17 protein-coding genes and 2 tRNA genes are annotated in these 25,902 nt (G+C 40.4%); 8 read left to right on the forward strand and 11 right to left on the reverse strand.

The features are described 5' to 3' along the window. Positions 1-149 precede the first annotated feature (149 nt). From AK825_RS04690 to AK825_RS04725, 9 genes are all read right to left on the reverse strand, one after another. The gene (locus AK825_RS04690; protein WP_068034984.1) at positions 150-3,419 is read right to left on the reverse strand and encodes a DEAD/DEAH box helicase family protein; all 3,270 of its coding nucleotides are present in this window, start codon (positions 3,417-3,419) and stop codon (positions 150-152) included. Between the two features lie 11 nt (positions 3,420-3,430). Further along, the gene (locus AK825_RS04695) at positions 3,431-5,518 is read right to left on the reverse strand and encodes a site-specific DNA-methyltransferase (RefSeq protein ID WP_264753639.1); all 2,088 of its coding nucleotides are present in this window, start codon (positions 5,516-5,518) and stop codon (positions 3,431-3,433) included. A gap of 56 nt (positions 5,519-5,574) precedes the next feature. Next, entirely contained in the window at positions 5,575-6,369 is a 795-nt protein-coding gene (locus tag AK825_RS04700; protein WP_068034985.1) for a DUF4391 domain-containing protein, read from the reverse strand. Next, positions 6,366-9,716, reverse strand: coding sequence for a helicase-related protein (locus tag AK825_RS04705; protein ID WP_068034986.1), 3,351 nt, complete (start codon positions 9,714-9,716; stop codon positions 6,366-6,368). Before AK825_RS04705 ends, AK825_RS04700 begins: the two co-directional genes overlap by 4 nt. Before the next feature lie 115 nt (positions 9,717-9,831). Further along, positions 9,832-11,190, reverse strand: a complete 1,359-nt coding sequence (locus AK825_RS04710; RefSeq protein ID WP_068034987.1) for a tyrosine-type recombinase/integrase — start codon at positions 11,188-11,190, stop codon at positions 9,832-9,834. Between the two features lie 164 nt (positions 11,191-11,354). After that, positions 11,355-11,441: transfer RNA gene (locus AK825_RS04715), tRNA-Leu, on the reverse strand. A gap of 111 nt (positions 11,442-11,552) precedes the next feature. Beyond that, positions 11,553-11,626 (reverse strand) — tRNA-Cys (locus tag AK825_RS04720). Between the two features lie 296 nt (positions 11,627-11,922). Further along, complete coding sequence (locus tag AK825_RS14860) at positions 11,923-12,057, reverse strand: putative transporter small subunit (RefSeq protein ID WP_227514116.1); 135 nt, start codon at positions 12,055-12,057, stop codon at positions 11,923-11,925. Between the two features lie 34 nt (positions 12,058-12,091). After that, positions 12,092-13,762: a sodium:solute symporter family protein gene (locus AK825_RS04725; RefSeq protein ID WP_068034988.1), complete on the reverse strand. Its 1,671-nt coding sequence runs from the start codon at positions 13,760-13,762 to the stop codon at positions 12,092-12,094. Between the two features lie 854 nt (positions 13,763-14,616). Here AK825_RS04725 and folD point away from each other — a divergent pair. Both folD and AK825_RS04735 read left to right on the forward strand, forming a co-directional pair. Beyond that, positions 14,617-15,501, forward strand: coding sequence for a bifunctional methylenetetrahydrofolate dehydrogenase/methenyltetrahydrofolate cyclohydrolase FolD (folD, locus tag AK825_RS04730; protein ID WP_149038783.1), 885 nt, complete (start codon positions 14,617-14,619; stop codon positions 15,499-15,501). Further along, entirely contained in the window at positions 15,494-16,048 is a 555-nt protein-coding gene (locus AK825_RS04735; RefSeq protein ID WP_227514117.1) for a phosphate-starvation-inducible PsiE family protein, read from the forward strand. Before folD ends, AK825_RS04735 begins: the two co-directional genes overlap by 8 nt. A gap of 101 nt (positions 16,049-16,149) precedes the next feature. Here AK825_RS04735 and corA read toward each other — a convergent pair whose 3' ends face one another. Both corA and AK825_RS04745 read right to left on the reverse strand, forming a co-directional pair. Next, positions 16,150-17,364, reverse strand: a complete 1,215-nt coding sequence (corA, locus tag AK825_RS04740) for a magnesium/cobalt transporter CorA (protein WP_068034990.1) — start codon at positions 17,362-17,364, stop codon at positions 16,150-16,152. 182 nt (positions 17,365-17,546) lie between these two features. Then, positions 17,547-17,936: a DUF2237 domain-containing protein gene (locus AK825_RS04745; protein ID WP_068034991.1), complete on the reverse strand. Its 390-nt coding sequence runs from the start codon at positions 17,934-17,936 to the stop codon at positions 17,547-17,549. 699 nt (positions 17,937-18,635) lie between these two features. Here AK825_RS04745 and AK825_RS04750 point away from each other — a divergent pair. The 6 genes from AK825_RS04750 (at position 18,636) to AK825_RS04775 (ending at position 25,874) form a co-directional block, all read left to right on the forward strand. Next, on the forward strand, positions 18,636-19,943 hold the full coding sequence (locus tag AK825_RS04750) for an ATP phosphoribosyltransferase regulatory subunit (RefSeq protein ID WP_068034992.1): 1,308 nt from the start codon (positions 18,636-18,638) through the stop codon (positions 19,941-19,943). Positions 19,944-20,090: 147 nt separating this feature from the next. Beyond that, positions 20,091-21,380, forward strand: coding sequence for an adenylosuccinate synthase (locus AK825_RS04755; protein ID WP_068034993.1), 1,290 nt, complete (start codon positions 20,091-20,093; stop codon positions 21,378-21,380). Positions 21,381-21,719: 339 nt separating this feature from the next. Then, positions 21,720-22,151, forward strand: a complete 432-nt coding sequence (gene ndk / locus AK825_RS04760; RefSeq protein ID WP_068034994.1) for a nucleoside-diphosphate kinase — start codon at positions 21,720-21,722, stop codon at positions 22,149-22,151. Positions 22,152-22,629: 478 nt separating this feature from the next. Further along, positions 22,630-23,874 carry a 23S rRNA (adenine(2503)-C(2))-methyltransferase RlmN gene (gene rlmN, locus AK825_RS04765; RefSeq protein WP_068034995.1) on the forward strand — a complete coding sequence of 415 codons (1,245 nt, stop codon included), beginning with the start codon at positions 22,630-22,632 and terminating at the stop codon, positions 23,872-23,874. Positions 23,875-24,090: 216 nt separating this feature from the next. Next, complete coding sequence (pilW, locus tag AK825_RS04770; RefSeq protein WP_227514118.1) at positions 24,091-25,047, forward strand: type IV pilus biogenesis/stability protein PilW; 957 nt, start codon at positions 24,091-24,093, stop codon at positions 25,045-25,047. After that, positions 25,044-25,874, forward strand: coding sequence for a helix-turn-helix domain-containing protein (locus tag AK825_RS04775; RefSeq protein WP_068034997.1), 831 nt, complete (start codon positions 25,044-25,046; stop codon positions 25,872-25,874). Before pilW ends, AK825_RS04775 begins: the two co-directional genes overlap by 4 nt. Positions 25,875-25,902 lie beyond the last annotated feature (28 nt).

Consider the following 25,902-nt stretch of genomic DNA (forward strand, 5'->3'; position numbering starts at 1 on the left):
TAATAGGATGACGATGAATGGCTACTTCTTAGGTGTGCCGAGTTATTGAATGCACATAAACTAAGCTATTTACGTATATCTTACTTCAATAAAAAAGCCACCTTAGCATTACGCAAGGTGGCTTGGTTTTTTACTAGGTCATGGATACTTTATCCAACCAGCTTTAATAACTCATCAAAGCTGTCAATCACACCATACTTTACAGCTTGACCTGCAAGGCTGTTGTCCTCACTGGCTTTTAAATTTAATGCATCAAAGAAACATTTAGCACTCTCTATCCGATACTTTTCTTTTTCACGCAAGTCTGCATCGACCATTGAACCTTTAGTTTCAGCGACAAAATAAATATGCCGCACTTTGCCTTCGTTGAAAGCAATGGCCCAGTCAGGATTATAGTCGCCTACAGGAGTCGGAATTTTAAATCTATCAGGCAGCTTAGCGTATACAGCAACATCCTCAATCGCACCTTCTAGCTCCTGAGCAAAGCGTTGTTCGATGCTCGAGTCAGTCGCTACATAGTCAAAGACATGTCGGCTAACTTTTAGTGAGTCACTAGGAACTTTTTGATTGGACACAAAAATCTCATTAAGTGGGTAGGTCTGGTCGATCGTATAATAAGTCAGTCCTTGAATGACCATCCTGATACGTGCTTCGTTAACAAGGCGCGCCACTTCACGTATAAAGGCTTCAGGGTTATTTTTAAACTGCGCAAAAATAGCGTTATTAATGCCTTTCAAAATAGCCACGATACTACGACGGGTAAGATCCGTCTGTTCACTGAGTGAGCCTATCAAGTCATATTTCACTTGTGAACGTATAGAAATATCTGCTGATTCAGTTGAGGTAGTAGGGCTATCAAATGACTGCCTAGCGGTCAATTCTTCATGAGAGATAGTATCGCGCTGAGTAGATTGAGCGAGCTTATAGCTAAGTGATTCTACAAAGTTATTATTCCTTTGCTTTGCTGCTGCTTCAACGGATTGAATGCTCTGCGCTATAAGTTTTGCACTATCTATCTTAATCTCAAATACTGCCTTGTGATTAATACGATTCCATAACTCTAAGAATTCTTTTCTCTTAAAATTATTCTCATTGATAGGATTGGGTGTTGTCTTGTTATCATTTTCGGTCATACCTTCAAGGTCTTTGGGATTAAAGATACCGCCGATTAGTTTTACTATTTGATTTGTTAAAGGTACAAGTGCCTCTGGTAGCGGTGCTAAGCTATCGTTGTTAACGGCTTCATGATAGCTATCCGTGATATGTTTATCAAAATCTATGTAATCATTTTTAATAAGATAATGGACAATCATATCAGCGTCACGATCGCTTACCTCATGCTTGCTACCATCATCTAGCGTTAGTACTTTATTATAAAAATAGTCTTTTGTGGCTTTAGTAGGTCGGCTAGACAAAGCTGCTGCCAGCTCTTTTTGCAAGTTAGTCACAAAGTCGGTGTAGCTTTCATTGGTGACTACAGTAAGGTTGTTTATAAGATGAATATCACCTTTGGACAAGTGATTGGCATCCATACGCATACCGTCTTTGCGTACTGCCAAACGCAAGCCTCGTCCTACTTCTTGTCGGCGAGAAATGGTGTTTTCAGAATGCTTTAGGGTACATATAACAAACACGTTTGGATTATCCCAGCCTTCTCTTAGAGCAGAATGTGAGAAGATAAAGCGAACGTTTTTCTTATGGCGTGTCTCTTCTGAGTCATGTGGCTCAGGGAATGAGAGTAGGGTCTCTTTATCCTTTAGAATAAGGTCATAAGCATCGATATCATCGGCTAAATTGACTTTACCGCCCAGCTCTTCGTCATCGAACTTCTTGGTTTTAGGGTCAATCATCTGTTGGCTTTTTTTATCGACTGAGAAATAGCCATTATGAGTATGATCGACATCAATATTGCGTAGGTAGTCGATGTAAGGATCATTGTCTATATTTAGCCCTATCATATCCTCAACGATTTGATTGTACTGTTCAACGAAGATTTGAGCATACTCACCATCTGTGCGATTGCCCTTATCGTCGTATTGACGGTACTTAGCCACTTCATCAATAAAAAATAAGCTCAATACCTTCAATCCTTGATTGAACAGCACTCGTTCTTTTTCTAGATGGGCGCGAATGGTCTCTCGTATCTGAATAGTACGCATAAGCGTTTCATCGATTTGACCGAGTGCTTGACCAACATAAATCTTGATACCATTAGTAAAGGTCAATGATTGCTCACGTGCATCAATCTCAGCGACCACATAACGGTCTTTATACTGCTCAGCTTGCTTGGACAGTGCGTAGAGGTCGTCACCTTTTTTGACACGGCGGATACGGCGTTTGACGCCTGATTTGGTCTTCTCTTCTATATCAAGTCTGGCAGTAGGGTCGGATGAAGACACTTCTATATCTTGCAGATATAAGTAGCCATGAGCACCTGACAAACCTTTAACTTCAACCCCTTTGACGGTAATCTTTTTGACCAGCTTTTGATTGTAGGCGTCTAACGCATCTAAGCGATAAACAAGATTGTAGTCTCGCTTATGTGTTGCTGAGTAGCGCATGATGAACAATGGATTAAAATAACTCAGACTCTCTAAGGTATTCTTAGACTGCATCTTCTGAGGTTCATCAAGAATAAGAATAGGGCTGTTGCGGCGTATCACATCGATAGGACGACGTGAGCCAAAGTCATCCATTTCAGCATAAATCTTACGGGCAGCTTTATTGTTAGCGCCTTGCTTTATAGTGTTAAAAGCTTGCACGTTAATAATCATTGCCCAAACATCTGAGCTTGAGCTAAACACTTCAAGATCATGTAGATTATCGGAATTATAAACAAAATGCCGAGGCCTTTTTTTGTATCTATCTAACTGTTGAAAGTGCGTAGCGGTCATCTCAAAGGTCTTTGCCACGCCTTCACGGATAGCAATACTTGGTACGACGATAATGAATTTTGACCAACCGTAGCGCTTATTTAGCTCCATCATAGAGCGGATATAGCAGTACGTTTTACCCGTACCAGTCTCCATCTCAATGTTCAGATTAATAGGGCTGGACGTTAGATTCTCACCCTTACCGCTTTTTTTGGAACTATCATCAGTTACTAACTCATTCGACTGAGTTAAGCCTTGGCTTGCCTGCACACTTTGAATATTTTGTAATACCGCTGATAAGTCGTTAATCGGGGCATTGGCATAGCCGATATGTAGCTCATCGAATAATGAAGATTGCCCAGTGTTAGCCAGCTCGTCATTGGTGAATAAGGATAAGTTTTCGCCTTTTGGTTTAGCTGGTACTTTCTGTTTACCTTGGTCAATAGTATATCGTTGAGCGACTTCTTTCGGTTGCCCCTTGAAGCAATCTGCAACGGCGTTGACGGCGTCTAGCTGATACTGGAGCTCTTTGAATTTAATTTCCATGTTTTAGCCCCTTAGATGAACTTCACTTGCGTGTCAGGTGACAACTGCGCAAAACGTGCTTTGATATTGGTCTTGTCTTGATCATGGGCTATCGCCAGCTCACTTGAGACAAATTTAAGCGGCTTATCCCTTGATATCTCATCTATTAAGTCAGTCGTTAGCGTATCAAAACAAGCGACTAAGCTATCGATGCCTACGTAATAGACCGAGCTGCCTTGAATCTTTTTGACTTCAATAGGCAAGGATAAAGGCACGCCCCAATCAAGCATGACTTGGAACAACAAGTCTTCGCCAGTGCGATCTTCTTTAATATGTGACTCTAGGCTACCAAGGTCTGCTTGCAAGTATTCATCGGGCGTATAGTAGACGTCTTTCATATTGGTACTGTCAATTTTTAGCACGCGAAAACCAATGTCTAGGTTTTCTATACCGTCTTTGTCTTTATTATCGGCTAAGATTTTTTGACCAGCACGGCGAATACGTTCTTTAGATATCTCAGAAATGTTCGTAGGTAGATTGTGGGACATACAAAAAAATCTAGCGTTCTGAATAGTTTTTTTAGCTTCTGATGAACCTGCATTTTTAATATCTAAAATCTCAGGAATCTGCACCATGATGAATTTACGATTGCCAGAATCTTGGGCGTTTAGTTGAAGTATCGCATGAGCAGTAGTAGAGCTACCTGCAAAAAAATCTAAAATTAAGCAATCTTTTTCAGGCAGTAGTGTAATAAGGAGATTTAGCATTCCAATGTTTTTAGGAGCATTAAATATACTCTTATCAGTTTTGAAAAGACTTTTAACTTGAGAGCCAGCTCCTGTGGTAGTAAGCTCAAGACTAAAATTTTCCTTTTTTCCTTTTATAATCGCTTCATACTCTCGGTTAGTTACCAAGCTTTTTATCCTAATAGTATCATTAAAGTTTTTTTCATAAATCTTTCCATTGGAAAAATCTAAAGCTTTATTGTTAAACAATTCAATGAGCTTTTTCAAAGAATAAGTATTTTCAACGATCTCATTACCATCATATGAATAATATTTTTGGTAACCTGATTTTATTAAATTTTCATCACTTTCTCCAAACAATTCTCTTTTTGTAATTGTTTTTTCTTTATTTTTATGATGGTATACTGAGTAGTTTTTATCTGAATTAAAATTAGTTACCTTAGGGTTAAATTTATTCTCACCCACTAAAACTCTTTTTCCGCTATTATGTACAAAATTACCATCTTTGTCTTTAGTCATATCTTTAGAGTTTTTTGGTATATTTTCAATAAAATGTGATTGTTTTTTATCTTTAGCAAAAACGAGGATATACTCACTGCTAACTGAAATAAACTTTGAATTTTTTCTGCCTTTTGGGTTGTTTTCAATGCTCAAAGTACCAATGAAGTTATCATTACCAAAGACTTCATCACAAATTTTCTTAAGATTATCTTTTTCATTATCATCGATAGAAATAAAAATAACTCCATCGTCTTTAAGCATATTTCTAGCCAACTTTAAGCGACTATACATCATCGTTAGCCAATCAGAATGAAAGCGCCCATTACTTTCGGTATTGGTGACTAATCGGTTACCTTCTTCATCAACTTGCTCTGAGCGCTCTAAAAAGCTTGTAGTATCTTCTGCAAAGTCATCTTCATAGATAAAATCATTACCCGTGTTGTATGGCGGGTCAATATAAATCATCTTGACCTGCCCTAGATAGCTCTCTTGCAATAGCTTTAACGCATCTAGGTTATCGCCTTCTATGAATAGGTTTTCAGTGGTATCAAAGTTGACGCTCTCCTCACGCGCAGGACGTAGCGTCTTAGCAATAGGTGAGTTGGCCTCTAGTATTGCCTGACGTTTACCTGGCCAGTCTAAGCGGTAGCGCTCTTGACCGCCTTCGACTAATGACTGTGACAGCTCTTGACGTAGTAAGTCAAAATCTACGGCTTTTTTTAGATTGCCACTTTCATCTTTTGACTCAGTAATACAGTTGGGAAACAGCGCCATGATCTTTTGGACATTATCATCGACTAAATTAGGGCTGTGCATGTCAAGATAGTCGCTTGCGTCAGTAGCTTGTTGGTTTGATTGAGCTGAGTTAGTCATTCAAGTATTCCTAAATTTATTAAAGATGGATCAATTGTGATGATTACTTACATTAATTATTTATCGATAAGCAGATCAAGCTCATCTTTGAGCTTGTGCAAGCGCATGTTTAGTTCAACTTTACGGTTGAATTGAGTCTCTTTTTTAACCTTTTTTTGTAGCTTTTCAACCTGCTTCGTTAGGCTCTCTATTTGTTGAACATGCTTAAGCTTCGCTTCTATATCTACTGCTGTATTTATAGAAGCGGAGGCCGTAGGATTTAGCTCTGCCTTTGCCACTATACTTACAGCAGTAGAAGGAGTATTAGCGTCGATGGCTTTTGGGTGAATAGCTTGACTAGGAGGCTTTAGCTGGTCTAAAGGCACATAGTTAGTAATACTAGGTAGCAACTGCTCGATCAAATGAGTATATAAGTCAGATAGATTGAGCACAAAGGGTAGAGGCTCACGCTGATCATCAGCGAGCCACTCTGAGCTATAGTATTTATTTAGCACGATTTTTGACTTATCTGCTTGGCTCACACGTTTATAGGTGGCAACGACCTGAACTTTATCATTATAAACAACCTCAAAAATAACGGGTGTCGGTATGAGCTTATCAATGTATTTTATGATTTTGGTATCGATGTCAGCGGTGCGTGCGACAATCCTAAATATCTGCACTTCTTGAAATAAAGTATCAGTTTGAATGTTTAGTGTGCCAGCCGATAGTTTATACGCCCATGTAATTTTTGCCACTTCATCGATAAACTTCTGCTTAAGCTTACTATTAGCAGCACCCTGTTCATAGAGCTTTTTTTTAGGTATAGGTCTATCGACGATAGCTGATTGAGGGTATTGGTATAAAATCATAATTCGCTAGTTGTGTTGGTCTGTTGAACGTTGGATGAAGTAAGCTCTTCTACTACGATAAAACCAATGAGCTCAAAATCATTCAGCTCATTTAAGTCGTTTTTTAAAGCGGTAGTCGTCATGCCACTAAATAGACTGTCGATGTCTTTATCCGCTTTAACGTTCTTTATCGCTTCAATGGTTAAGTCGAGGAGCAAACTATAATGGCTCATATCTTGACCGTCAGCGGTGCGCTGATTGAAGGTCTCGCATACTGCTAGTATAGGCTCAGGCTGTCCACGGCATGCTTGCCGCGCTGAACTCAGTAGATGCTTCGCTTGTGTATAGTCAGCTATTATATTGCCGTCATTATCGATATACATCAGATAATAAGGATAGAGCTGGTTGGTTTTTTCACCATCGGTTTTATTATTGGTGCGTCCACTAACTTGAGCAAGCTCACGTGCTTTTAGGGCAAAAATGACACCAGCAGGTAGTCCTAATCTGTCATTAGCAGGAACGACGGCATGTAGTCCATTAGGCAGTCGCTTTAAGTTAGGATTGGCTTCTATGTAGCTCAATAAATCCATACGAAAGTCATTAAGGCCTAAGTCTGTAATAGACACACCAGTATTAGCGTCTTCTAAATCAAGCACTTCAGTCTGCATACGTTTTAGCTGTTCGTGACGATACGCAATGTCATTGGCCTTAGAACTCAGTACGTTATCATCGCCTGTGCTAGACATGTCTACGATAACCATACGGTTTTCGACTCGCTCTCGTAAATTAATATACTCATCTAGACTGATATCTGGCCAGTAGTTCACCAGTTGAATCTGATCATTGGTAGAGCCGATACGGTCTATTCGCCCAAAACGCTGGATGATACGTACGGGATTCCAGTGAATATCATAGTTGATAAGATAATCACAGTCTTGTAAGTTTTGACCTTCAGAAATACAGTCTGTTGCTATCAAGATATCAATCTCTCTAGTTTCGTCAGGAAAGATATCATTCTTTTGTTTAGATCTAGGCGAGAAAAGTGTCAATAACCCTTGCATGTCGTAGCCCTTACGGCTGCTTACCATGCTCTTTATCGTGGTATGGTTTTCGCTACCCGTAATCTTAGCGGTGTGTAAACTGAAATCATGCAATAGCTCTGGCGCTATATGCTCGTATAAATAATTAGCAGTATCCGCAAAAGCAGTGAATATCAGTACCTTTTGGTTACCAGGATTTATAGGGTTGTTAATCTTATCGATCAAATGTTTTTTGAGGTGTTGGAGCTTATGGTCACGCTCTGGCGTAACTGTACTAATAGTACTTATTAATCGTCTAACGACAGCGTAGTCCGCCTCTAAATCTGTGTGCCACTTTAATATATCCATGTCATCAAGATGAACTTTGAGTTTACCGCCTACCCAATCGTTAGGGCTAGTCGGTCCATCTAGCCCTTCGTCATAGGCATCATCATCGTATCCTGTGCCAATATCGATAGATAGCAGGTCATTACTTTTTCGAGCCTGATACTCAGCTATGCTAGATAAGGCTTGTTCTAAACGGTTCTTTAGATTATGCAATGTTAAACGGAAGGCATGAACAGAGCTTTCTAGTCGTTTAAGTAAATTCACTGTCATCAATGCTTGTAGGCTTTTTTCTCGATCTTGTTGTTTGAATCGTCCTTTGCCTTCGACCTCAGTGTCATATAGGTCTTCGTATTTCTCTAAAGCGCTAGGAAATATGTATGTAAGCGGTGCATACACAACCATTCTAATGGATGCCAACTCTTTATAAATCTGATTAAAGGTAATGCTTTCATCTGCTGTAATAGAGCAGCGGTATGATAGCGGTCTTAAGCGTGTAGGAAACTGTCCAACCTCTTTGGTATCATAAAATCGCTGAATATGCTTGCGTGAGCGTGCAATAGTAACGCTATCTAATAGCTTGAAAAAGTCAAAATCTAACATATCCAATATGGCTTTAGTGGTTCGATTCTCTACGGGCAGTTTTGACCAGTTGTTGAAACTAGCCTGAGCATTTCGGAAGATAGTGTCAATGTCTCGCTTAGTATCGAGCTTATCATCTAGGTTCTTACTATCTCCTTCGTATGCTAGCGCCAGCTGATTTTTTAGATCATTAAAGCGGTTGTTCACAGGCGTTGCTGAAAGCATCAGCACTTTGGTTTTTACACCTTGTTGTATGACTTGCTCCATTAATCGATCATAGCGAGTTTTCTTATCCTTGAAGTTATCGCGATTACGAAAGTTGTGTGATTCATCGATAACCACTAAGTCGTAATTACCCCAGTTTATTTTTGCTAAGTCTATTCCAAGGGTTTCACCACTATTTCTAGATAGATCAGTATGAAAGAGGACGTCGTAATTGAAACGATCTTTAGCAAAAATATTGGTCGTCAAGTTGGCATTATAGTTAGTCCAGTTAGCACCGAGCTTTTTAGGACAAAGTACTAAGACACTTTTGTTGCGTAGCTCATAATACTTAACGACCGCAAGAGCAGTGAATGTTTTACCTAAACCTACGCTATCCGCTAGGATACAACCGTTATAGGTCTCAAGTTTATTAATAATGCCGACCGCTGCATCTGTTTGGAAGTTGTAAAGCTTCTGCCAAATAAGCGTGTCATGATAGCCTGTCAAATCGTTAGGCATGACATCTTCGTTCAGATCTTCAAGAAACTCTTTAAAAATATTGTAGAGTATTAAAAAGTAAATACGTTCAGGATCGTTCTCTTGGTAGACCGATTCAATATGACGAACAATCTCGTCAGTGATATCAGTGACCTTTTGCTGATCTTGCCATATTTGATTAAACAGGTTCAAGTAGGGCAGCGCATAGTCTGAATCAAATCGATTAACCATGTTTGAGACGGCATCACCTTTCTCATAGCCAAGCCCAACAGGGGTAAAGCCTTGGATAGGCATATAAGTAAGTAGTGATGTTTTGTCCTTAACACACACAAACTCTTGCATTGGTGCGTTAGTAGTATTTGACTTAAAGACAGCTTTATTACGTATCCATTCAGCACATTCTTTAGCGATGGCTTTCTGAGTCAGTTTGTTTCTAAGATGTATCTCAAACTCAGTACCATATAGGCTGTCCTCTCTATTGAGCTGGGGTATGACGAACTCACGCTTTTCTTTTTTAAACTTATCAGTAACATCATTAGCTACAAAGGTGGGAGAGGTGAATAAAAATTGCATTCCATCGATATTCTTAAGCTCCTGCTTTAAAGCAGCATAAGCATAGATAGAGAAAAAGGAGGCTGCTATCTGTAGCTTAGAGCCAGCATGTAGGTTTTCTTTTATGTCATCGCCAAATCTGTGATTTAAGTTGTCTATAAGTTTCATAATTCAGCTTTTAATTGTGTGATAAATTGGTAGGATAAGAGCTATAACTGTTTTATAAGTAAAACTAAGTTTTTAATAGATACTATATTACTCAATATTATTTCAAATTTCAGTCTCAGGATTTACTCTTAAGCATTTCAAGCACTTTATCTTCTCCCAGCTGATCAATCAATATTTGCAGTTGCGCGTTAGAGTCAGCTTTGGTTTGCGCATCTGCTTTAAACTCTGCTGTATCTCTACCTTCTCTCAAAGCATCTAAATAGTCAGCCCATTTTTGCATCATTTCCGCACGATCATCAATGTACTCAAATCGACCGTAAGCCGTTCCATTAGGATCTTTCGTTGTATGACCCAGTGCCATCTCTACAAGCACTAGAGGGTACTTCAACTGCTCTTGCAGTATGGTCTTAGCCGTCGCTCTAAAGCCATGAGCACAATGTATATCTTTATAACCTAAATCCTTTAGACGCTTATTAGCAGTCGCATCAGAGATAATCTGATGCTTTTTTGCCGTCTGGCTAAAAAAGACATATTCAGTATGGCCATTAATCTTTTGCTGTTCGCGCAATATAGCCACAGCTTGACGAGGTAGGGGAACCACCATGTCCTTGACCATATTTACCTTGCCTTGACCCTTCAATGGCTTTAATTGCCACCTACCAGCCTCTAGGTCTAGATCTGCCCAGCGCATGCGCCTTAGGTCACCGTTACGCACAAAGAGTAAAGCTAATAGCCTAAGGGAATTTATGGTGTTTGGGTCACCTTCTATTGTCTCGATAGCTTTAAGTAATTTAGCCAAGTCCTTCGGTTTAGTAACCGCAGGACGATGACCGTAATTTGACTTAGCCAACTGGCTCTTAATGAGCGCCGCAGGATCGCTCGTACAGAAGCCTCGTGCTCCAGCATAGACAAACACATCACTGGCAATGCCAGCACAGCGTTCAGCCTTGTCTGTGGGCTTACCATCCTTGTTCAATGAGTTTGCTTGAATGTCTAACAGCACTTCAAGCATTTTAGGTGAGGTGATATCGCTGATTGGCTCGTCACCAATATATTTGCATATAAGCTCAAGACGACCTTTCTTACGAATGAGGGTATTGCTCTTCTGAGTCTGATCTAGACTGTCAAAATACTCCCAAGCAAAATGATTAAAAGAGTTTTTAGTTTTACTAATAATACTTTTCTTAATTTCTTCACGATGGAGTTTTGGGTCAATACCTTTGCTCAACAGATTTTCATACTCACGCCAAACTTCACAGGCACGAGCATACGAGATATTTGGATATATACCGATGGAGATAATGCTTTGTTTAGGATTGGAAGGTGGGTAGTATCGATACATCCATGACTTAGTCTCAGTAGGACGTACCATTAGGAAGAGTTTAGGATGATTTTTGACAGCAACGAAGTACTTTCTATCTTCAGGCTTATGGCTGCTGATGCTTCTGTCTGAACTGATCGCTTTTCTTTCCATATCCTAGATCTCCATGAGTAGACTCAAAACTCGGTATACTTGACAGTATACTCAAAGTGCATGGATTAGGATAGATTCATAGGACAGTATGGAACGTCAGATACAACAAAGCCCCTGATATCAGGGGCTTTAGCGACTTCAAAAAGAAGTATAGAACTATATAATGGTACCCGGAGCCGGACTTGAACCGGCACGCTATTGCTAGCGAGGGATTTTAAATCCCTTGTGTCTACCAATTTCACCACCCGGGCAAAACTTGTAATATCTATTCAGTAAGCTTTCTACTTCTTAGATAAGTGGTCGCATTATAAACGGTTGTACTAATAATGCAAGCCAAAATTAACATAAAGTTAATAAATAATTGGAGGCTGGAGTCGGAATCGAACCGGCGTTAACGGAGTTGCAGTCCGCTGCATGACCACTCTGCCATCCAGCCAATCAAGGAGGACTATATTAGCAAAAATATTTTAAATTACAAGACATTTTTTAACCAAACTGATTTTAATTCATTTAATGATGGTGTTTTACAAGATTTGGCTGAGTATGTAGGCGTAAAATCATTAAGCCCTACCTATTATTAAGCCTGATTTATAGAGTCATCGCTGATCTTATTTGATGACAATAAAAAAGCCACACCGTTTTTACTAAGTGCGGCCTTTCATTAATGATATCACCATCAAGACTAAGCTTAATGATGACAATTATTTAAAATTAGATAATTGAACGGAAAGTTTATACGATATCTTTGTTATTACGGCGTGATTTTTTCAGATCGCGATAAGTCGCAGTACAGATCAGTACGAGCACTGCAAGGGTAATCACGGGCCAAATTAAAATATATAAGCCGTAGATAAATGTATTGTCCATAATAGCTCCTTAAAGTAATTATTAAGTCGTGTACTTAAGCGTCTGTTACCGGTTTTACGTTTACTTTAGGCTTGTCATAATCACCAACTCGTTGTTTGATTAAATCAAAGTCAAAGTGTTCATTGCCCATCAAGCTAATCGCTATACAGACCACAGTACTCACACCGTAAGCCGTTAATGAAGCGACCAATATCATATATTGACGTAGGAAGCCTGTTGCATATATAAGCATCAGTATGAGCGTAATAACGGCAGCACCCATACCCATCTTACGGCCTAAGAAACCAAAGACCATAAGACCGATCACCACTGCACCCCCGACACTTGCCATCACTTCAAAGAAGAGCGCAGTCACGCCAGTAATCGGTATTAGCTCAAAGCGCGCAATACAGAAGAAAATAAGCGCGGCAATGACAGAAGTGGTGAAGGCAACATTAGTCACGCGATTCCAGAACACACTGGCAATCACAGGGAATACTATCGCACCCCATAGCGCCCCAACGAAGACGAGCATCACGAGGATATCAAGCTTAAAGCTGGCAAAGATAAGTCCTGCTGCCGTGGCAACAATCATCGTCGAACGACCAACAAGCATCATTGTTTTTGGCTTTACGCGACCTTTGGCGATATTCTTTGCATAAATATCGGCCATCATAATAGTCGATAACGCTGACAAATCAGAATCGGCAGTCGAGGACAATGCGCCAATAACCAAAATGAAGAACAGTGCAATAAATACTGGATGCAGATACATACTAACCATCTGCGGAATTAAGTTATTCATGTTGCCATCTAATGGCTCAACACCAACGGTTAGCGCCATAAGTCCAATCATACCCAGACCAATGACAATACCGGCATAACCAACAGTGGCAGTAATAAAGGTCGCTTTAATCTTAGTCTTATCAATTGCAAATAGCCGCTGAGTAATCGTTTGATTACCAATGGCATAAGCTAACACTGCTACAAAATAAGGCGCACCTTGCTGAAAAAACGCTTCAGATGAAAATATATCTTGCTGCTGTAAAGTCAGGTTTGATAATCCGCTGACCATTGCCTCGGGCCCACCCATTGAAAATAGTATCGCAGGAATAATAACGACACCAATCGCCATTAACGCGATTAATTGGGCAAAATCAGTAAAGACCGATGCTCGAAACCCTGAGGTTAAAGTGTAGCTTAGGACACCGACACCAGCGATCATTACACCTGTCTGAAAGGACAGTGGTGACAATACTGATACTAATGCACCGGCTGCCGTGAAGTTGACCATCAAGCTAATTAAGCTGCCCATAAGGTTAGATATGGCTAAAATTAATTGGCTTGATGCGCCATGACGGGCATTAATAAGCTCGCCTAAAGTGTGTCCATTGGGCGCCAGTTCACGAAAGCGCATACCAAAGGGGTAGATGAACAAAATCATTAATGCGCCCCAAAAGCCATAATGTAGTGGCCCTGATATGCCATATTTATAGCCGGATGTAGCAGCGGCATAAAACGATGCCGCCCAAATCCACGTGGCGGTCATACTTGCCGCGCCCATCCCGAAGCCAACACCGTGGCCTGCAACCATAAATCCTGTGGTAGATTCTTTGTCTTTCTTAATCAACAAAGACAGCAGATACGTACCACCATAAAACGCCACCAATAATAAAATGATGGTAAGTGCCGAAAATTGGAACAATGACTCAGTTTTCAAATTCATACCTCGCAATTGTTTTAGATAAAAAAAAGTTGGTACTATAATTTATAGTCCCAACTATGATGAATTTAATAAGCAGCCCAACAACATTCGTGCTATTGATACATAGGGCCGTTGCTTTATTAACAGTCGGTCAGCAGAACATACTACGAAAGCGTTATATACGAAGAGTAGAGGCGTAACTCATGACTTGCGTCTGATAATGGAATCACGCTAATAGCGTATCAACTTGCATTTCTTAGTAGTTACTACGAATAAGTATTTATTAGATAAGCACTTATTATTTGTGATAGGCAAGTTGGTAGCATAGAAATACTAACCAATTGCATGTGATACATAGAAAATAGTAGAGTTGTTATTTAGCGTAACGTATGTTTTACATGCATATGCATCATAGTATTGATAAATAAAACTACATCTAAGTTAAGGATAATTAACATTTCCGTGTCAACAGAGTAACACTATTAAGTATTGAATCCCAAATTTTCGAGAGATTTAACAATTAAAAGTCGATAATTAACTGTTTTTAATCGCTAATATTAATAGTGTTTACATTAGTTTTTTTATAAAAAAATCTTTAGATTTTGTATTAATTTTGACCTAAGTTATGTTGGTGGCTGGGCTTTTGGTCGCGAAATAGGTACAATGCCCAGCTTAATACAGTCGCTATTTTTTGATATGTTTATCAGCATGATTATCACCTCAATATTGTATAAAGCGTGAGACACATATGCTTACAGTTTGCGAGCGCTAATCTACGGTTACCGAGCAAAATAGTGGCCGACGCTGTTATCATCTTCCTTATTGCTTTATCTATTGGAGTTACTATGTCAAATGCCTCGCCAACTGAAACGACGATGACGTCTGATCACGAGTCTGCCATATTATTAGACGGCAAAGCACTTGCTAAACAAATAGAGCAAGAACTGCGTACTCGTGTCGATGCTATTAAAGAAAAGACTGGGCGTACGCCAAGCTTAGCGACGATATTGGTCGGTGATGATCCTGCTTCTGCCACTTACGTGCGCATGAAAGGCAATGCCTGTAAGCGTGTTGGCATGGATTCTATCCGAGTAGAGATGCCAAGTGTGACTACCACATCTCAGCTTATGGCTAAGATAGACGAGCTCAATAGCAACCCAGATGTACATGGCATCTTACTGCAACATCCTGTACCTAGCCATATTGATGAGCGTGCATGTTTTGAGCAGATAGATCTTGCGAAGGATGTGGATGGGGTGACATGTCTTGGCTTTGGACGTATGAGTATGCAAGAGTCAGCCTATGGCTCATGTACACCGCAAGGTATCATGCACTTGTTAAGCCATTATGATATTGAGCTTGCAGGCAAAGAAGCGGTGGTAGTAGGGCGTAGTGCTATCTTGGGTAAGCCGATGGCGATGATGCTATTGAATGCCAACTGTACGGTGACTATTTGCCATTCAAAGACAGAAAATCTAGCTGCTCATATTAATCGTGCTGATATTGTCGTTGGCGCAGTAGGCGTGCCTGAGCTGATCAAAGCGGAATGGATAAAGAAGGGTGCTGTTGTAATTGATGCAGGCTTTCATCCCACTGACAATGGCGGCGTAGGGGATATCGAGATGCACGGCGTCGAGAATATTGCTAGTGCTTATACGCCAGTACCGGGTGGTGTTGGTCCGATGACTATCAATACGCTCATCCGTCAAACAGTCGATGCTGCTGAAAAGTCAGCTGGTTTAGTATCAGCTGATGCGTGAATCTTCCGAGCCACAACCGTCATTAAGCAAAGATCCTGAACCTAAAATGGCGAAGACGAATGTAGATATTCATGAGCGTCTGCAATATATCGGTAGAGAGTTTGTTGATATTTGCCACTACATTATCCTATTTTTAATCAGTGTGGTGGTAGTTTGGACGGCTGGTAAAGAGTTCTTGGTGATTGTGCAAAAAGGCTCAGCAGATTTAAAAGATATCTTGATGCTGTTTATCTATCTTGAACTACTGGCGATGATTGGTATTTATTTTAAGACTCATCGTCTGCCAGTACAGTTTTTGATATTTATTGCCATTACCGCGCTGTCACGACATTTGGTCGTTGATGTACAGGCGGTATCAGACTATTTTCATCTATGGTTATTGGCGACTATTTCTGTCGCTATCATGGTTTTAAGTGCCTCTGTTGTTATCCTTACTTGGACGGCAAAAATGTTTGGTCGTCCTGAAGATTATTTAGATGATCATCAGAGCACCAGTACCGAGCATCACTTGCCTAGTGTTGAGAGTGCAAAAAATCGTCGTAAATAGTCATTGATAGATGATTCATCAATAAAAAAAGGCTAACCTCGTTAGCCCTTTTTTATGCTTAAAATTCTTGTGCCTGCCATTCGTGTACTTGGCAGTGCAAGCTATAACCATTTTAATCTTTTAAAGTTATAGTATAGATAACTACATAATGACAGGATAAATAGCATAATTATTAAATAAGAGTACTGCCAGTGTAGCTCAGGCATAAAGTCAAAGTTCATCCCATATATACCAGCGATTGCCGTTGGTACTGCCAAAATACCTGCCCATGCAGCAAGCTTACGTACGACCTCGTTCTGTCCCATATTGACCATAGCTAAATAGGTGTTCATCACTACATTAAGCATCTCGTTCAGACCGTTGATGGCATCTAAAGAGTGTAATAAATGGTCATTAACGTCGCGGAAATAGGGTTTAGCCGCTTGAGAAAATGCTGAAACTAAATCGCTTTTTTTATGATTAATAAAGAAGCTACAGATATCTTGTACTGGCAAAATAACTGCACGCATATGGACCAGTTGCGACTTAAGCTCATATAGGTTTTTTAGGGTGCTTTTATTAAATTCATAGGTAAATACATAGCGTTCTTGCTCACGCAAATAACTGCCTAAGCGATCAGTGACCGGCATATAGTTATCAACGATAAAATCGAGGACAGCATGGAGTACAAATATGGGTCCCATCCGTAGCTTTTCAGGCCGACGGTTACAGTGTTCACGTACCGGCGCATAAGAATTAGAAGGGCCGTTACGAATGGTAATCAGATAGTTTTTGCCCATGAATATTGCTGTAGTGCCGTAGCGAATAATATTGTTTTCAAGTTTAGCCGTACGTAGCACTACAAAGATCATATCGTTATCGTAGTTTTCGACTTTGGCGCGCTGATGGTCTGCAAAGGCATCTTCAATCGCCAACTCATGCAAGTCAAAGGCATTTTGGACTTTTACCATGGTTTCTAAGCTTGGATCATAAAGACCAAGCCAAATAAACTGACCACTGTTACTCAGGGATTTATTGACATCATTAAGTGCTACCTGATCAAGCTGCTCGCCCGTTTTACGAGAATAGGCATAGCAATTGACTACCTCGTCAGCACTAGATAAATCTATATCCTCATAGCGTTCAGAGTCAGGATCGTAAACAGTCATCGTTTCAATAGTATCTTCGGCAGTCGCATCGACATCACCGTAGATATAGCTGTCATAACTATTTAGATAAGGATGCTCGTCGCTGACATCAGAATAAATACGGCTGACATTAGAGTCAGGTGTGATACGAGTATTCGTCCTGACTAGTAGATCGTCATTGCGGTTCATACACCCTCCCTTAATATCGTCATAAGAACCCAGTAGAAAATTAACAATAAAGACTATGTTTATAAAACGCTTATAAAATTTTCATAACAATATCTTGATTAAAGAATGTCTAGAATATGACGTAACGACGTAAATTAGTCGGCCTAAACAAACTTAATCAGTCTCAATAGATAATGTTGAATTTATAGTGCGTAGCGTTTTAAGGTTTCAATATCGACTAGGGTCAATAGACTTTCATGACAGCCTTCTAGTTTTAATTTTGGCGCGATATCAAAATCTAATGCCTCAACCCAACGTAGCGCACAGATACACCAGTAATCACCAGGTTTTAGGCCAGGAAAATTATACTCTGGTAGAGGCGTAATCAAGTCATTGCCCCGACTCGAGGAAAAGTTAAGAAATTCACTGGTCATTTTGGCACAAACAGTATGCTGACCGACATCATGATTGCCAGTATGACAAAATCCATTACGATAGTAGCCAGTAATAGGGTCAAAGCAGCAGCTGGCGAGGGCAGTACCTAATACATTGGTTTGATTAATAGCAGGGTTAGGATGGTAGTCAGATGACATAAGGTCTCCGAAATTAAGTGGTTTTATAGGGGTTGGTAAATTGCTTTTTTGCAATGAGTTGCTTGTGCAGTTGGTTATTCATTGCAAAAATACTTTATAAAGTGGCCTTTTATTGATAACCAATTATATATAGCGTATTGCCAAATCGTAGTAATGCTATCAGTGGCTGTTATTCATGAATAAACTGTAGTATTACAATGCTTACTGACAGCATCGAACATGCGCCAGTGTAACATGAGTCTATCAAGAAGACGTCAATCAAATAACCCGTATAATGACGTGTAGAGCATAGATGATAACTTTTTCTTACTATTTATCAGTAGCGGAAACCATAAAAAATGACGACTATAGCTTAGAGTAAATGGTATCGAGACTACCAGATATTTATGACCATTCAGAACACATTGATTTGAATTGTGACTAGGCGAACCCTAGCTGCTATGATAAACTAAAACATAAAGTGCCCTGATGATTTATCATATTTTATTAGCGCACAAAGATACTCGTCTTATCATCCTAACTAATACTTATTACTCACCCTTTTTGCGGTTACCTAGTTTGTTTATAAATAATTGGGTCAATGATGTTGCGCGTTAAAAAACTGTCAAAAATTTACAGTATTCATCGTTGATATGTTCGTAAATATAACCTTATCATGCCGCGTTTTTTGGTAAGCGATACGCCAAACAAGGATTTATTGTGTCTGCCAGTTCTGATTCAGCTGTACCCGTCCAATCACGCCCTGAAAATAATGCCACTACTCAGCATGCTGATAACAGTAGCGTACCCAATCATCTACCTTATCTAAGTAATTTTACTGCAGAAGTCGCCAATAGCTGGCTGCTACCTGACGGTGTGGTTGATGTGTTATTTGAGGATGCACAAAAGCAAGAAGTGCTTCGCCATCAACTAACCCAGCAGCTCATCACTCATGGCTATCAGCTCGTATGTCCGCCGATGATTGAGTTCACTGAGTCACTACTTAGTGATGCATCAGAAGATCTGAAGCGCCAGACGTTTAAGATTATCGACCAGCTCACAGGTCGTTTGATGGGAGTACGTGCGGATATCACGCCGCAGATTTTGCGTATTGATGCGCATCATGGTGGCAACGGTATTGCGCGTTATTGTTATGCAGGCGATGTCATCCATACGTTGCCATCAGGACTATTTGGGTCGCGTACGCCATTACAATTAGGTGCTGAGATATTTGGTTGTGCCTCACTCAGTGCAGATTTTGAGCTGATAGACGTTCTGTTTACGATGATTAATGATTTAAACATGAGTGCAGCCTTGCATATTGATTTAGGTCATGTAGCCATATTTAAACGTTTAGCCGTATTAGCAGATCTGCCAGAGAATGATACCAAGCAGCTGATGGACCTATATGCAAATAAGAATTTGCCAGAGCTCAAGCGCGTCTGCCAAGCACTGCCAATGGGTAGTGACTTTTATGCATTAGCGCGCTTTGGTCATGATATGACACAGCTATTGGCTAAGCTTTCAGATACCGCTCAACAAGATGTTGATATTGCTACGGCGGTCGATGAGCTTCAACGCTTAAAAACACATCTGCAAGAGCAATGGAATTGCGATGTCAGTATCGATGTCACTGAACTTTCAGGCTATCATTATCATACAGGTATCGTATTCAACGGCTACATCAATAGTGAAACCCAACCATTAGTACGCGGTGGGCGTTTTGATGGTATGCAGAGCGGTGATCACTTAACAGGTAGCCAGCTGCGCGAAGCCACTGGCTTTAGTATGGATGTCAGCCGCTTATTAGCACATGTTCAACTAGACGCTCCGATGGTCGTTATCGTTGATTATGATACCGTCAGTAATACGGACAGCGCACAAAAACAGACACTACAACAGCAAGTTGATAGCTTGCGTCAGCAGGGTTATCGCGTGACTGTACCGCTAGATGCGCACGATTGTCCTCAGGGTATCACGCATCGCTTAAGCATCGTTAATAACCAATGGCAATTAACCGCTATTTAATTAAGCTGTTCGTCAAAAAATAATTTTATCAAAAGATAATGTTGTCAAAAAAAGCACTACTTTTCGCTTAGTTTTTTAAATTGTTACCGTATAGCTGTTCGATAATAGACAGGCTATGCATCTAATAAATCATTGTAAGGATTAATCATGGGTCAGAATGTCGTAGTTTTAGGTAGCCAATGGGGCGATGAAGGTAAGGGTAAAATCGTTGATTTACTTACTGAAAAAGCCTCAGCAGTAGCGCGTTTTCAAGGTGGCCACAATGCAGGTCATACCTTGGTTGTCGATGGCAAAACCACTATCTTGCACTTGATTCCATCAGGTATCCTACGCGAAGGTGTCACTTGCTTTATTGGTAATGGCGTAGTGCTAGCACCTGATGCTTTGCTAAAAGAGATGAAAGAGCTTGAGAGTAATGGCGTACCTGTACGTGAACGTCTGCGTATCTCACCGAATTGCCCACTAATCATGCCTTACCATGTGGCTCTAGATCAAGCTCGTGAAGCCAAGCGCGGCACGGGTAAAATCGGTACTACTGGTCGTGGTATCGGTCCTGCTTACGAAGATAAAGTGGCACGTCGTGCTATTAAGCTTGCTGACTTATTCCGTGATGACCTAGAAGAGAAACTACGTAACTTAATCGAATATCATAACTTCCAATTGACTCAATATTATAAAGTTGATGCGATTGATTTTGATGAGACGTTCAAGCTTTGCCAAGAGTGGAAAGAAGAGATTAGAGGTATGGTTACTGATGTGACCGAAGACCTTAATCAATTGCGTTTGGCTGGCAAAAACTTAATGTTTGAAGGTGCACAAGGTACGCTACTTGATATCGACCATGGTACTTATCCGTTCGTGACCAGCTCAAGCGTCACGGCAGGCGGCGTATCTACTGGTACGGGTATCGGTCCATTATATTTAGATTATGTACTTGGTATCACTAAAGCCTACACCACACGTGTTGGTAGCGGTCCGTTCCCAACCGAACTTTTTGATGATGTTGGTGCCCACTTAGCCAAAGTTGGTCATGAGTTTGGCGCAACCACTGGTCGTGCGCGTCGCTGTGGTTGGTTCGATGCAGAAGCGCTACGCCGTGCTGTCGTACTGAACTCTATGTCAGGTATTTGCTTGACCAAGCTTGACGTATTAGACGGTTTAGAAGAGCTATTAATTGGTGTGGGTTATAACTTACCTGAGACTGAATGTGCAGGCGCGCATGATGCTGAATTCTACGAGTCAGTCACGCCTAAGTACGAAACCCTACAAGGTTGGAGTGAGTCAACGGTTGGTATTACTAACTATGACGACTTACCAGAGAACGCTAAAAAATACATCAAGCGTATCGAAGCATTAATTGACTGTCCTATCGATATTATCTCAACCGGTCCTGACCGAGAAGAGACTATCGTATTACGTGATCCGTATGATGCGTAGATAAATAGACTGAATTATTGAACAATAAAACCCTGATGCATAAGTGTTGGGGTTTTTTATTTATAAGAAATTAAAGATATAGGTAAATTTTTGGCACACCATGCAAGTGTTAACGTTTAATGAATGCTAAGTTTACGTTTAAGTAAGCTGCATTCATCAATTGCCCCTATCATTTATAGCGTCAATCATTATAATAGTTAGCAATCCTGTGTTGACGCTTGTGTTTTTGTATTGATAAACCATGAGTAATCTAAGTCAGACCAAGTCAACGTTGTGATCAAAGAATAAATTAATTGCGATTTCATTTTTATTTAACTTATCATTTATTAGGAGCTTTTCATGGCTAACGAACGTACTTTATCTATCATCAAACCTGACGCTGTTGCTGGCAACCACATCGGCGCTATCTATGACCGTTTTGAACAAGCTGGTCTAAAAATTGTTGCTGCTAAAATGATGCAACTTGATGATGAAAAAGCAGGCGGTTTCTACGCTGAGCATGCTGAGCGTCCATTTTACAATGATCTAAAATCTTTCATGATGTCAGGTCCAGTATTGGTATCAGTACTAGAAGGCGAAAATGCTATCGCTAAACATCGTGAAATCATGGGTGCAACTAACCCAAAAGATGCAGACAAAGGTACTATCCGTGCTGATTTTGCTAGCAGCATCGATGAAAACGCGGTTCATGGTTCAGATTCAGCTGAATCAGCAGCACGTGAAATCAGCTATTTTTTCAATGATAATGAAGTTTGTGCACGTACGCGTTAATATAGTAAACCAACTATAAACTGCTACGTTGTCAGACTCGCTTAATGTACTAAATGTACAATTTGCTCTCGTCTTTCTAGTGTCAGTCTTATATTAGATTCACTATAGCTGTGATTGTTAAGCTGTAAGCTATTAACAATGAGCATTATTAACTAGTAGTGTAGCAAAGCGGCTTATACTCAATAGGGTATAAGCCGTTTCATCTATTATCAATAATTTAGATATTTTATTAACTGCGCTGTTATTTATCGAAGCATTATTAAGCTTATCGGTTGTTTTTATTGAAATTTATCACTATGTCCCTCATTATTGATACTTAATCATTTAATTAGCGTTATCAATCCCTTATCAGCACATTGTCGCTATAGATAATTATTTGCATTCTATATAGGACAGGTTTTGCGCTCATAACGGATTGCTCAATGCATCATTTAATTGTAAAACTACGCTCATGGCTTATGCCAAAAGGTTACCTATTATGTCAACGATTCAAACACCCACTCAGCATGTGCCCAACAAGCTTACTGGTAGCATCAAGCTAGTAGATGAAGCGCAGGCAAGAACCAATTTATTGGGAATGACGCAAGCCCAACTTGCTGATTATTTTAAGAGCATCGGTGAAAAGCCTTTCCGTGCCACTCAAGTGGTTAAGTGGATATATCAGCAAGGTGTTACTGACTTTGAGCAGATGACTAATCTGAGTAAATCATTGCGCGATAAGCTGTCTATGCATGCCTGTGTGACCCCACCAAAAGTTATTCATCGTCAATATAGTGAGGATGGTACGCGTAAATGGGTCTTTGAAGTGACAGGTGGCTCATTGGTTGAGACGGTGCTAATTCCAGCGGATGATAGCAAGGTAAATGGGCGCAAGACTTTATGTGTATCTTCACAAGTGGGCTGCGCACTTGACTGTAGCTTTTGTAGTACCGGTAAACAGGGCTTTGAGCGTGATTTAAGCGCTGCTGAGATTATCGGACAGCTATGGGTGGCCAATGCTTCTTATATGACTGATGACAATGATAGTTTAGAAAATGTTGACCATAGCTTGTGGGAAAACAACGTGACCAACGTAGTCATGATGGGCATGGGTGAGCCATTATTAAATTATAAACCAGTGGTTAGCTCAATGGAGCTAATGCTCAGCGACCACGCTTATGGTTTATCAAAACGTCGAGTGACTTTGTCAACCTCAGGCGTGGTACCTAAAATGTACCAATTAGCACAAGATATTGACGTAGCACTGGCTATCTCGTTACATGCGCCAAATGATGAGCTGCGTAATGAGCTTGTGCCAATCAATAAAAAGTATCCTTTGAGTGAGCTAATCGCTGCTGCAAAAAACTATGTTTATGATGTTAATCCGCGTCATAAAAAACACGTGACCATCGAATACGTCATGTTAGATGGTGTTAACGATAGCAATGAGCACGCTGAGCAAATGGTTAAGCTATTAGAAGGCTTGCCAAGTAAGATTAATCTTATTCCGTTCAATCCGTTCCCGCATGCGCCTTATGATAAATCTAGTAACAATCGCATTCATGCTTTTAGCAATATTCTTAGCGAAGCGGGTTTTGTCTGTACTATTCGCCAGACGCGTGGTGATGATATTGATGCGGCCTGTGGTCAGTTAGTGGGACAAGTGGCAGATCGAACTAGACGCTCGGCAGCATGGCAGCAAAGTATTAAAGATCGCGGTATTAAAGACGATGCAACTGTTTGATAAATAGCAGATATATGGCGAATGAAGGCTTAACCGCAGATAAGGGCTAAGCTTTCTTTTCATTTTATAGATCGTATTAGATAGCCTTCATAGCAATAAAAATGTAGTCATAGTAACTAAATTGTACTTAAGGGGTCTAAATCCATTAAACTAATGGCTGTTTGAAACCCTAGTGCTAAACTCACAGTACTGAAACTTAGTTTTATGATGGCGGCTATGATGATTTCTAAATACTCTTGTCAACTCAAGACTCAGCGCAAAATTCCTTTATCAATGAATGAGTCCGCAACAGTGATCACGTATCAAGAAACACTTCATACTGCGCTTAGCAGACCAAAATGTCTGCTAGTTGCTAGTGCCGTTATTACGTTATTGCTAGCAGGTTGCCAAAGTACGCCAACAAATGGTTTGAGTGGCAGTACCCGTTATCAAACTTCAACGCAGCCAAGTGATAACCGCAATCTTGATAAGCAAGAGATTGCTCGCGTGCGCACTTCACTTGCCGCACAATATATTCGTAAAAATGAGCTTGATACTGCTCAGCGTCAACTTGAAAAAGCTTTTGCTGCTGATAGCCGATATGCGCCAGCCTATGATATGATGGGCGTTTTGTTGCAGCAAGAAGGCAGCCGCCTTAACCTTGAAAAAGCCGATCAATACTTCAAAAAAGCGATTGCGCTTGATAAAGATTTTGATCAAGTGCGTAATAACTATGGCGTATATCTATCACAGATGAAGCGTTATACTGAGGCCGCAGAACAGTTTGAAATTGCAGGTGCAGCACTTGGTTATGAAGGGCGTATTGGCGCACTTGAGAACCTAGGACGTACTTACTTACAGCTTAATAATAATCCAGCCGCAGCCAAAGCATTTTTACGTGCCTTAGATGGTAATCGTAATAGCTTGATTGCTCATATTGAGCTGGTTGACTTATTGCTTGAGCAGCAACGTGTGCAGCAAGCACAAAGACTCTATGATGAGACTTTATTGCTTGTGCAAGGCCAAGGTATTAGCCCGCGTTTGTTATTGCAAGGCATCAAACTTGCTGCCGCTCAAAATGACAGAACCACGCGCCAACAATTGGCACAGCAGCTGCTATCCGCTTATCCATTAAGTGATGAAGCAAAACAACTTAAGACTTGGCTTAACAATCCAGAGGCACCATGGAAATGAACAACCCATCATCAAATCATCAATCTAACGCTCAGGGATCATTTGGTGCCATGTTGCAGCAAGCCCGTAAAGCTAAGCAAATTAGTTTAAAAGAAGTAGCAAGTGAGTTGTTCATCTTAGAGCGTCATCTGCAAGCGCTAGAAGACGAAAACTTTGCCGCTTTACCACAGGTGACTTTTGCACGTGGTTTTGCAATCAACTATGCAAAATTTTTAGATCTAGACCCTACAAAAATTGCGACAAGTTTTGATGCTTCTTATCCAAACGACCTTAAAGCCCGATCGGTCAATAATATTGATACTCCATTGCGCCCAATGGGAACGTTGCAGCGTGATAGTCGTAGCCGTATTCGCTTTAACCCATTACTTATTCTTGCAGTAATAGGTCTTATTATCTTAGCGGTATTTTTATTCCGCATGGTGACCAATGCCAGCCAAGATAACCGCACGCCTGTGACGGAAGTTGAGGACTTATCTGCATCGGAACAAGCGCAAGGGGCAGCGGTTAATAGCCAGTTCGATAGTACTGGTCTAGATGATGTCGGGGCGTCAGGTTCAGCACTTAATTTAGATAGTGCTAATGATATGAGTAAAGTCTCATTAGACGTTGACATCACAGATGATGCTAATGTAACCATTACTGATGCGTCTGGGAACAGTCTCATGACAGGTAGCCAAGCTCGTGGCAATTATAAGCTGCTAGGTACACCGCCATTCAATATTCAAATTGATAACACTGATAATGTAAGCTTATTACTTAATCAAGAATCTGTTGCGTTAAATGAATATGCCACTAACAAGCAAGCAAGTTTTGCACTGTCGCCTTAATAGGTGACTTACTATCAGTTTTTAGCGC

Source organism: Psychrobacter sp. P11G5 (assembly GCF_001593305.1).
In the GTDB taxonomy this organism is placed as follows: Bacteria; Pseudomonadota; Gammaproteobacteria; order Pseudomonadales; family Moraxellaceae; genus Psychrobacter.

Coding starts and splice junctions, on each gene's coding strand:
- AK825_RS04710 (WP_068034987.1), bottom strand. CDS start 11,190: ATGGAAAGAAAAGCGATCAGTTCAGACAGAAGCATCAGCAGCCATAAG.
- AK825_RS04700 (WP_068034985.1), bottom strand. CDS start 6,369: ATGATTTTATACCAATACCCTCAATCAGCTATCGTCGATAGACCTATA.
- AK825_RS04775 (WP_068034997.1), top strand. CDS start 25,044: ATGAACAACCCATCATCAAATCATCAATCTAACGCTCAGGGATCATTT.
- AK825_RS04705 (WP_068034986.1), bottom strand. CDS start 9,716: ATGAAACTTATAGACAACTTAAATCACAGATTTGGCGATGACATAAAA.
- corA (WP_068034990.1), bottom strand. CDS start 17,364: ATGAACCGCAATGACGATCTACTAGTCAGGACGAATACTCGTATCACA.
- AK825_RS04755 (WP_068034993.1), top strand. CDS start 20,091: ATGGGTCAGAATGTCGTAGTTTTAGGTAGCCAATGGGGCGATGAAGGT.
- AK825_RS04725 (WP_068034988.1), bottom strand. CDS start 13,762: ATGAATTTGAAAACTGAGTCATTGTTCCAATTTTCGGCACTTACCATC.
- folD (WP_149038783.1), top strand. CDS start 14,617: ATGACGTCTGATCACGAGTCTGCCATATTATTAGACGGCAAAGCACTT.
- ndk (WP_068034994.1), top strand. CDS start 21,720: ATGGCTAACGAACGTACTTTATCTATCATCAAACCTGACGCTGTTGCT.
- AK825_RS04745 (WP_068034991.1), bottom strand. CDS start 17,936: ATGTCATCTGACTACCATCCTAACCCTGCTATTAATCAAACCAATGTA.
- AK825_RS14860 (WP_227514116.1), bottom strand. CDS start 12,057: ATGGACAATACATTTATCTACGGCTTATATATTTTAATTTGGCCCGTG.
- AK825_RS04690 (WP_068034984.1), bottom strand. CDS start 3,419: ATGGAAATTAAATTCAAAGAGCTCCAGTATCAGCTAGACGCCGTCAAC.
- AK825_RS04735 (WP_227514117.1), top strand. CDS start 15,494: ATGCGTGAATCTTCCGAGCCACAACCGTCATTAAGCAAAGATCCTGAA.
- AK825_RS04695 (WP_264753639.1), bottom strand. CDS start 5,518: ATGACTAACTCAGCTCAATCAAACCAACAAGCTACTGACGCAAGCGAC.
- pilW (WP_227514118.1), top strand. CDS start 24,091: ATGATGATTTCTAAATACTCTTGTCAACTCAAGACTCAGCGCAAAATT.
- rlmN (WP_068034995.1), top strand. CDS start 22,630: ATGTCAACGATTCAAACACCCACTCAGCATGTGCCCAACAAGCTTACT.